This window comes from Mesorhizobium sp. M4A.F.Ca.ET.050.02.1.1 (assembly GCF_003997725.1).
GTDB lineage: Bacteria > Pseudomonadota > Alphaproteobacteria > Rhizobiales > Rhizobiaceae > Mesorhizobium.
In genome coordinates, this window is record NZ_RZSG01000216.1 from 1 (window position 1) to 8,140 (window position 8,140).

The 8,140-nt window shown below is 63.6% G+C and carries 10 protein-coding genes; 5 read left to right on the forward strand and 5 right to left on the reverse strand.

Annotation, left to right across the window (positions count from 1 at the left end):
- Positions 1-384 (reverse strand): fumarylacetoacetate hydrolase family protein (locus tag EOA33_RS16115; protein ID WP_190234286.1); only part of this gene is annotated, 384 nt, incomplete at its 3' end.
- 71 nt (positions 385-455) lie between these two features.
- Here EOA33_RS16115 and EOA33_RS16120 point away from each other — a divergent pair.
- Positions 456-695 (forward strand): hypothetical protein, encoded by a 240-nt coding sequence (locus EOA33_RS16120; protein ID WP_126054168.1) that lies wholly within the window; start codon positions 456-458, stop codon positions 693-695.
- Positions 696-707: 12 nt separating this feature from the next.
- Positions 708-1,391, forward strand: a complete 684-nt coding sequence (locus EOA33_RS16125; RefSeq protein WP_126054169.1) for a response regulator transcription factor — start codon at positions 708-710, stop codon at positions 1,389-1,391.
- Between the two features lie 90 nt (positions 1,392-1,481).
- On the opposite strand, the gene EOA33_RS16130 is transcribed toward EOA33_RS16125, so the two are convergent.
- From EOA33_RS16130 to EOA33_RS16145, 4 genes are read right to left on the reverse strand one after another with little or no spacing between them, the layout of a single operon-like run.
- Positions 1,482-1,910, reverse strand: coding sequence for a hypothetical protein (locus EOA33_RS16130; protein WP_126054170.1), 429 nt, complete (start codon positions 1,908-1,910; stop codon positions 1,482-1,484).
- Between the two features lie 13 nt (positions 1,911-1,923).
- The gene (locus EOA33_RS16135) at positions 1,924-2,178 is read right to left on the reverse strand and encodes a hypothetical protein (protein WP_145989166.1); all 255 of its coding nucleotides are present in this window, start codon (positions 2,176-2,178) and stop codon (positions 1,924-1,926) included.
- 14 nt (positions 2,179-2,192) lie between these two features.
- Complete coding sequence (locus EOA33_RS16140; protein WP_126054172.1) at positions 2,193-3,536, reverse strand: hybrid sensor histidine kinase/response regulator; 1,344 nt, start codon at positions 3,534-3,536, stop codon at positions 2,193-2,195.
- A gap of 15 nt (positions 3,537-3,551) precedes the next feature.
- Positions 3,552-4,787, reverse strand: coding sequence for an FIST signal transduction protein (locus EOA33_RS16145; RefSeq protein WP_127406045.1), 1,236 nt, complete (start codon positions 4,785-4,787; stop codon positions 3,552-3,554).
- 214 nt (positions 4,788-5,001) lie between these two features.
- On the opposite strand from EOA33_RS16145, the gene EOA33_RS16150 reads away from it, so the two are divergent.
- From EOA33_RS16150 to EOA33_RS16160, 3 genes are all read left to right on the forward strand, one after another.
- Positions 5,002-5,502: a (2Fe-2S)-binding protein gene (locus EOA33_RS16150; RefSeq protein ID WP_126054174.1), complete on the forward strand. Its 501-nt coding sequence runs from the start codon at positions 5,002-5,004 to the stop codon at positions 5,500-5,502.
- A 124-nt stretch (positions 5,503-5,626) separates the two neighbouring features.
- The gene (locus tag EOA33_RS16155) at positions 5,627-7,978 is read left to right on the forward strand and encodes a xanthine dehydrogenase family protein molybdopterin-binding subunit (protein ID WP_126054175.1); all 2,352 of its coding nucleotides are present in this window, start codon (positions 5,627-5,629) and stop codon (positions 7,976-7,978) included.
- A 14-nt stretch (positions 7,979-7,992) separates the two neighbouring features.
- On the forward strand, positions 7,993-8,140 hold a 148-nt coding region (locus EOA33_RS16160), incomplete at its 3' end, for an FAD binding domain-containing protein (protein WP_190234287.1).

Sequence of the window (8,140 nt, forward strand, 5' to 3'; positions counted from 1 at the left end):
GTCCCAGGGGCGCGCCGCCTTCTTCGCTTGGTCCTGCAGGTCGCGCCGGGTGAGGTCGATGCCGACGGCATAGCCCCAGACATGGGCAAGCGCCTCGTCGCGCGCAATGCGGAAGCCCGCATTGCCGATCGCCGCGACCAGTTCGATCTCGTGATGCAGGTTCGCGGTCAGCGGCGGGTAGGGGATGGTGGCGCCGCTGTCGACCACCGCGTCGGCCGGCTTGGTGAAGAAGAAGGGCGGATCGCGCTCGTCATTGCCGAGTTCGCGGGCATGCGCGGCGTAATTGCGGCCGACGCAGAAGATGCGGCGCACCGCGAAGCGTTCGTGCGAGCCGGCGACAGCAACCGACGGTGTTGCGGGCAAGGGGAGGACGAATTCCGTCATGCGCTTCTTTCAATCTATATTTCTGGCCGGCACATTCGGCCGAATTGGGCCACCGGGCAAGGGATGCGCAATTGCAAGGCACTGGTCCTGCCGGCGGGCGCCCGCTGGACATCAGCGGAACAAGGCCGCGCCGAGTTTCAAAAATCGTCGCGGCCAAAAGAAACAGCGCTGTGGGCCATCCGGCGGCATGTCGTTTACTTTCGCGGGTATGGCGCCGCCTGGGCACTGCAATCGACGGCAAGAATGGCGATGTATTGTTTGCCAATAATCTGGCCATGGTTGCCGGATTATCCTATTCTGAGCGCAAGTGAAGCGACCACATCATGACCGCAGTCAACGATCGCGCCCGGTTTCTGATCATCGACGACCATCCGCTGTTCCGCGAGGCGCTGCACAGCGCCGTGCAGATGGCCTATCCGGACGTCGATACGGTCGAGGCGCGCTCGATCGCCGAGGCGCTCGACCTGCTGGCCGGCCCGAAGCCGTTCGACCTCGCGCTGCTCGACCTCAGCATGCCCGACGTTCACGGGTTCGACGGGCTGCTGCAGCTCAGGACCCGCCATCCGCGCCTGCCGGTGGTGATCGTCTCGGGCTATGAGGAGCCGCGCATCATTTCCGAGGCGCTGTCCTACGGCGCGGCCGGCTTCATCCCGAAATCGGCGCGTAAGAGCGATCTCGCCGCCGCCATCCGCTCGGTGATGGATGGCGCGATCTATGTGCCGGAGACCTATGAGATCCAGGCGCCCGACGCCGACAGCGTCGACCGCGCCGACATGGTGCAGCGCCTGGCGCGGCTGACGCCGCAGCAACTGAGGGTCCTCCAGATGCTGCGCCAGGGTATGCTCAACAAGCAGATCGCCTATGAGCTGCAGGTCGGCGAGACCACGGTGAAGGCGCATGTCTCCGAAATCCTGCGCAAGCTCAACGTCTACAGCCGTACGCAAGCGGTGATCGAGGTGTCGAAGCTCGACAATGCGGAGCTGTTTCGGGATCAGGCGGGGTTTTGAGGTTTGCAATCACCCTGCAGGTGATAACGCCGAGCGAGCACGAAAAAGTGCACTGTCACCGTAATTCATTTCCGACAGACCCACAGGCCCCTAAAACGATATCGACGAAACGACTGCTCTCACTTCATCCAGTTCTTCATTCATAATCTCGCTTTCTTCGCCAAGGCCGACATAGGTCACGAAAGCAAAATCGTTCCCATTCGACAAGTACCAAGCAGACAACGTTTCATCTGCTTTCCGATACAATACGCCAACACTCATTGTGCTTGCGAATTTCTCCTCCGAAATATGATTGGTGTCTATGAGGTTGTTGTGGCAAAATTCGATCATGAACGATCTAAGAACATCGAAACCCGCGTTTGGTTTTTCCCCGCTCCGATATTTGGCGATAGAGAATTGAAGAGCGCCGACACCCGATGCCTTGGCTAAGGTAGGGGGCCACGCTCCAGGAACGTCGTCGGTTATGTCTTCCCATCCGGCAGCCAGGTCGAATGTGATGCCATGGAATTGTACTATCATTGCGATTTCTGGATCACTCCTGAGCTACTTGCTTAAGCTCGCGGCCATCGACAAAAAGTTGGACAATTCCTCCATCCGGGGGCCACAGGGACAGATATTTTCCGCTTTCCTCGATTTCGATGCGATTGGCAGAAGCGGATTCGGCGAAGAATCGGAATTCCACTTCTACTGTGGGATCGATCAGGTACTGGCGCGCCCAAGGCTCTACGACGATCCGGATCGCCCTATCTGTGTTGTTTCTGTAGACGATGGTTTGGTTGAGAGGCATCTGCAAGGACAGCCCTAAGCCAACAAATGCGCCAGCAGCGCCCGAAGCTGCGCCGGCTTCAGCGGCTTGCGCATCAGCTCGATGCCGGCGGAGCGGGCGGCCTTGGCGACAGGTTCCGAGCCGTCGGCGGTGACGATCAGCGCCGGCACCGGGCGGCCGAGATAGTCGCGGACCTCGGCGATGGTCGCGGTGCCGAGGTCGCCGCCGTCGAGATGCTGGTCGGCAATGACGATGTCGGGCACCCAGTCGGTGTCGCCGAGGAGATCGAGCGCATCGTCGGTCGAGGTCGCGGCGCGCACCTGGCACTGCCAGCGTTCGAGCAGGAAGGTCATCGCCTGCAGTACGTCGGCATCGTTCTCGACCAGCAAAACCTTGGTGCCGAACAGGCCGTAGCCGCGCGGCCGCTCCAGATCCGCCGTGCTGACGATCGCGTCGGCCGCGGCCCCCATGCCGACCGGAACGTCGATGTGGAAGATGGTGCCACGGCCGAGCTTCGACGAGAACGTCACGGGATGGCCGAGCGCCGCCGCCATGCGGCGTACGATGGCGAGGCCCAGTCCCAGCCCGCCGCCGGAAAGCCCGGTGTCGGTGAGCGCCGTGCTACCACGATGGAACTCCTCGAACACCGCCTCGCGCTGGTCGTCGGCGATGCCGCAGCCGGTGTCGGCGACGTCTATGCGGATGATATCGCCGCGATGCCTGGTGCCGACCAGCACGCCGCCGGAGCGGGTATAGCGCAGCGCATTGGACAGGATGTTCTGCAGGATGCGGCGCAACAGCGTGCGGTCGGAGCGCACCAGGACATGGACCGGCCGGAATTTCAGCGACAAGCCCTTCTTCTCCGCCTCCGGCAGGAAGTCCGAACGCAGCGAGGAAAACAGCGCCTCCAGGCTGACATCGCCGATCTCGGGCTGCACCACGCCGGCGTCGAGCTTGGAGATATCGAGCAGCGTGCGCAGTAGGTCCTCCATGGTCTCCAGCGAGCGCTCGACCTGGCGCACAAGCTTCTTGCCTTCCTCGCTGGTCTGCACTTCGGCCAGCGCCGAGACGGAGAGATGGGCGGCGTTCAGCGGCTGCAGCACGTCGTGGCTGGCGGCGGCCAGGAACCTGGTCTTGGAAAGGTTCGCCAGCTCGGCGGTTTCCTTGGCGGCGATGAGGTCGATGTTGGTCTGCTCGAGCCGGCGCAGGGTTGAGTGCAGCTCCTCGGTGCGGTTGCGCACCCGGTTCTCCAGCGAGATCGCGGTCTGGAACAGCGAGAAGGCATTGCCCTGCTGGTCCATCGAGCGCTCGACGCGGCTGACGAGGGCGGCGTTGATCTTCTTCAGCTTTTCGAGGTCGTTGATATCCCGGAGCGGCATGGGGCGGCCCGCGCGCTATTCGGCGGCCAGGCGATCGCCGAAGGCGATGCCGGTGAAGGTCTGGTTGAGGTGCATCGAGCGGTACTGTTCGCCGTAGGTGCCAAAACCGATGACGTTGTTGACGCGGTAGAGTTCGGAAATATCCCTGAACACCTGGCGGTTGCGCGCGTCGAGCCGCCGCAGCACGCAGTCGAAGCCGAGGATCATGTCGATGCCGCCCAGCCGCTCCCGGACGTCGCTGAGCGCGGCGCGCGTCGCCTCCACCATGTTCTTCGGCTGGGCGATGGAGAGCACGACGCCGTCGTCGATGGCGCAGAAGAAGGAGAGCGAGCCGTCGGCATGCATCCTCTGGATCGAGCGGCAGTAATATTCGCCGCCCACCTTCACCACCACCGGATGCGAGGCGAAGCTCAGCGGCGTCAGCGTATGCGGCAGGATCCCCACCGAGGCGGCATATTCCTCGGCGGCGTTGACGGCGTTGAATTCGCGCACGATGCGGTGATCGGGGTCGGAAGCGGTCACCACCAGCTTCTCGTCGGTGGGGATGAAATTGTCGGTCTTGAAGACGTGGAAGGGGATTTCGGTGGCGATCAGCATGATGATGGCGCTGTCGGAGGTGACCTTGCCGTTCGAGATCAGCGTGGTGGTCTCGAATTTGAGATCGTCGCCCGCCGAGCCGCCGATCAGCGGAATGCCGTCGAGCCCCCAATGGATGGCCGACGTCACTGCCTCCTCGGCATAGGACAGCCCGTCGATGAAGCAGAGCGCGAAGGTATCCTTGGCCCGTTCGTGCCCGACGCGGCCGCGCAGCGAGCGCCTGAGCGCCGCCACCTCGCCGGTGATCCTGTCCATGCCCGAGGAAGAGAGATTGTCGACCATGATGCTGGCCGTCGCGAACGAGGCGGAAGGCAGGAGCAGGGCAAGGATGTGGCCTTCCTCGAGGCCTTGCGGCGTGATTTCGCCTGCGGTCGAGCAGCCGGCATAGGCAAGCGCCGGCGCATGCTCCGTCAGCGCTTCCGACAGCACCCCCGCATCGACCAGGCTTTGGGAGAAGAACAGCAGCGCGAAGCCGGCGTCGATCGCCGCGGATTCCGCCGCGACCGCACGGGCAAAGGCGCCGGCGTCGGGCTCATCCGTGGTGAGCGCCGAGAGGCCGCATGCATAGCGCGTGCGCGAACTGGCCAGCTGCCTTCTCCTGCGTTTTCCTCCGACGTGTTTTTGTGCGCGTCGGGCGCGCGGCGTCGAAGGCATTGTTGTCTTCAAGGGGAGGCTTTGGCAATGGGCCGCCCCCCTCCGGCGTGACCGAAAGTACAATATGCGCCGTTTCGGGCGAACTGCATTCTCGCGCCGTGGAGGGGCTCGGTGTACTTTTTCCCGCATTTCTGTGCGGCATCAAGCAAACAGCCGGCGCGCCGGGAGGAAACGGCGCCAGGACACCAAGGCAAAAAATACCCAGGGAGGTTTCATGTCGGACATATCGTTGACGGTGAACGGCAAACGGGTCAGCGGCGCCGTCGAGGACCGCACGCTTCTGGTTCATTTCCTGCGGGAGGTTCTCGGCCTCACCGGGACGCATGTCGGCTGCGACACATCGCAATGCGGCGCCTGCATAGTGCATCTCGATGGCAGGGCGGTGAAGTCCTGCTCGATGCTGGCGGCGCAGGCCGCGGGGTCGAGCGTGGTGACGATCGAGGGGCTCGCCAACGGCGCCGACCTGCACCCGGTGCAGGCCGCGTTCAAGGAGCATCACGGTCTGCAATGCGGCTTCTGCACGCCGGGCATGATCATGACGGCGACCGACATGATCGCGCGCCATCCGGAAGGCCTCGACGAGGCCACGGTGCGCGCCGAGCTCGAAGGCAATATCTGCCGCTGCACCGGCTACCACAACATCGTGAAGGCGATCCTCGCCGCCTCGAAGGCGATGTCGAAGGGCGCCAAGGGCAAGGCGAAACAAGCTGCTTGATAGGGGAGTAAGGGAGTAGGGCAGTAAGGGAGTAGGTGAGTACGCCGTACCGAACCCGCTGCCGATTTCCCTACTGCCTTACTCCCTTACTGACCTACTCCCCTAAATTCCGGAGGAATTGCTAATGGGCATTGAAGGTGTTGGCGCCCGGGTGGCGCGCAAGGAAGACAAGCGGTTCATCACCGGCGCCGGCCGCTATGTCGACGACATGGTGGTTCCCGGCATGAAGCATGCCGCGTTCGTGCGCAGCCCGCACGCGCATGCGCAGATAAAGAAGATCGACGTCAAGAAGGCGCAAGCCATGCCGGGCGTCATCGGCGTCCTGACCGGCAAGGAGCTCAAGGCCGACGGCATCGGCAACCTCATCTGCGGCTGGATGATCCATTCCAAGGACGGCACGCCGATGAAGATGGGCGCATGGTCGCCGCTGGCCGTCGACAAGGTCCGCTATGTCGGCGATGCGGTCGTCATCGTGGTGGCCGAAACCAAGGGCCAGGCGCGAGACGCGGCCGAAGCTGTCGAGATCAGCTACAAGGAACTGAAGGCGGTGGTCGACGCGACCAAGGCGCTGGAGAAAGGCGCGTCGCAGATCCATACCGAAGCCGAGAACAACCTGATCTTCGACTGGGAGATCGGCGACGCCAAGGCGGTCGACGCGGCGATCAAGGGCGCGGCGCACGTCACCCGCATGAAGATCGTCAACAACCGGCTGGTGCCCAACGCGATGGAGCCCAGGGCAGCGCTTGGCCACTACGACAAGGCAGAGGATCATTACACCTGCTGGACGACATCGCAGAACCCGCATGTCGCGCGGCTGGTGATGAGCGCCTTCTACAACATCGCGCCGGAGAACAAATTGCGCGTCATCGCCCCCGATGTCGGCGGCGGCTTCGGCTCGAAGATCTACATCTACCCGGAAGAGATCGTCTGCCTGTGGGCCTCGAAGAAGACCGGCGTGCCGGTGAAATGGGTCGCCGACCGCACCGAGAGCTTCCTTTCGGATGCGCATGGCCGCGACCATGTCTCGACGGTGGAGATGGCCTTCGACAGGAACAACCGCATCACCGGCCTCAAGGTCGACACGATCGCCAATCTTGGCGCCTACATGTCGCTGTTCTCGTCCTGCGTGCCGACCTATCTCTATGCCACGCTGTTGTCGGGCCAGTACGACATCCCGGCGATCCACGCCAACGTTCGCACCGTCTACACCAACACGGCGCCCGTCGATGCCTATCGCGGGGCAGGGCGGCCGGAAGCGACCTATCTGCTGGAGCGCACGATGGAGACCGCCGCGCGCGAGCTCGGCGTGTCGCCGGCGGAGCTTCGACGCGCGAACTTCATCACATCCTTCCCGCACCAGACACCGGTGATCATGAACTATGACGCCGGCGACTATGGAGCCTCGCTCGACGCGGCGATGAAGGCATCGGACTATGTGGGCTTTGCCAAGCGTAAGGCCGCAGCCGCCAAGCAAGGCAAGCTGCGCGGCATCGGCATGAGCTGCTATATCGAGGCCTGCGGCATCGCGCCGTCGGCGGCGGTCGGCTCGCTCGGCGCCGGCGTCGGCCTGTGGGAATCAGCCGAGGTGCGCGTCAACGCCGTCGGCACGATTGAGGTGCTGACCGGCTCGCACAGCCATGGCCAGGGCCATGAGACGACCTTCGCGCAACTGGTCAACCAGCGCTTCGGGGTGCCGATCGACAGCGTGTCGATCGTCCATGGCGACACCGACAAGGTGCAGATGGGCATGGGCACCTACGGCTCGCGCTCGGGCGCAGTCGGCATGTCGGCGATCTCCAAGGCGCTCGACAAGGTCGAGGCCAAGGCGAAGAAGATCGCCGCGCATCTGCTCGAGGCCGACGAGAGCGACATCGTCATCGAAAACGGCGCGTTGAAGGTCGCCGGTACCGACAAGAACGTGCCGTGGTTCCAGATGGCGCTCGCCGCCTACACCGCCCACAATCTGCCGGCAGGCATGGAACCGGGCCTCAAGGAGACGGCGTTCTACGATCCGGCCAATTTCACCTTCCCGGCCGGCTGCTACATTTGCGAGGTCGAGATCGATCCGGAGACCGGGTCGACCGAGATCGTCCAGTTCGTGGCCGCCGACGATTTCGGCAACATCATCAACCCGATGATCGTCGAGGGCCAGGTGCATGGCGGCATCGCCCAGGGCGTCGGCCAGGCGCTGCTGGAAGGCGCCTACTACGACGCCAGCGGTCAATTGCTGACGGCGAGTTATATGGATTATACGATGCCCCGCGCGGACGACCTGCCGTCGTTCAAGGTCTCGACCTCGAACACGCCCTGCCCGAGCAATCCGCTGGGCATCAAGGGCTGCGGCGAGGCCGGTGCCATCGGCTCACCGCCGGCAGTGATCAATGCCATCACCGACGCCATCGGCATCGCCGACATCGCCATGCCGGCATCGCCCTCCACGGTGTGGACCGCGATCCGTTCGAAGACCAAGCACTGAGGGAGGGAGCAAGCATGTATTCGGTCAACTATCACCGCGCCGCCTCGGTTGCCGAGGCCGCCAAGCTGCTGAAGAACGGCGATGCCAAGCTCCTGTCGGGCGGCATGACGCTGATCCCCGCCATGAAGACGCGGCTCGCCGCGCCCTCCGACCTCGTCGACG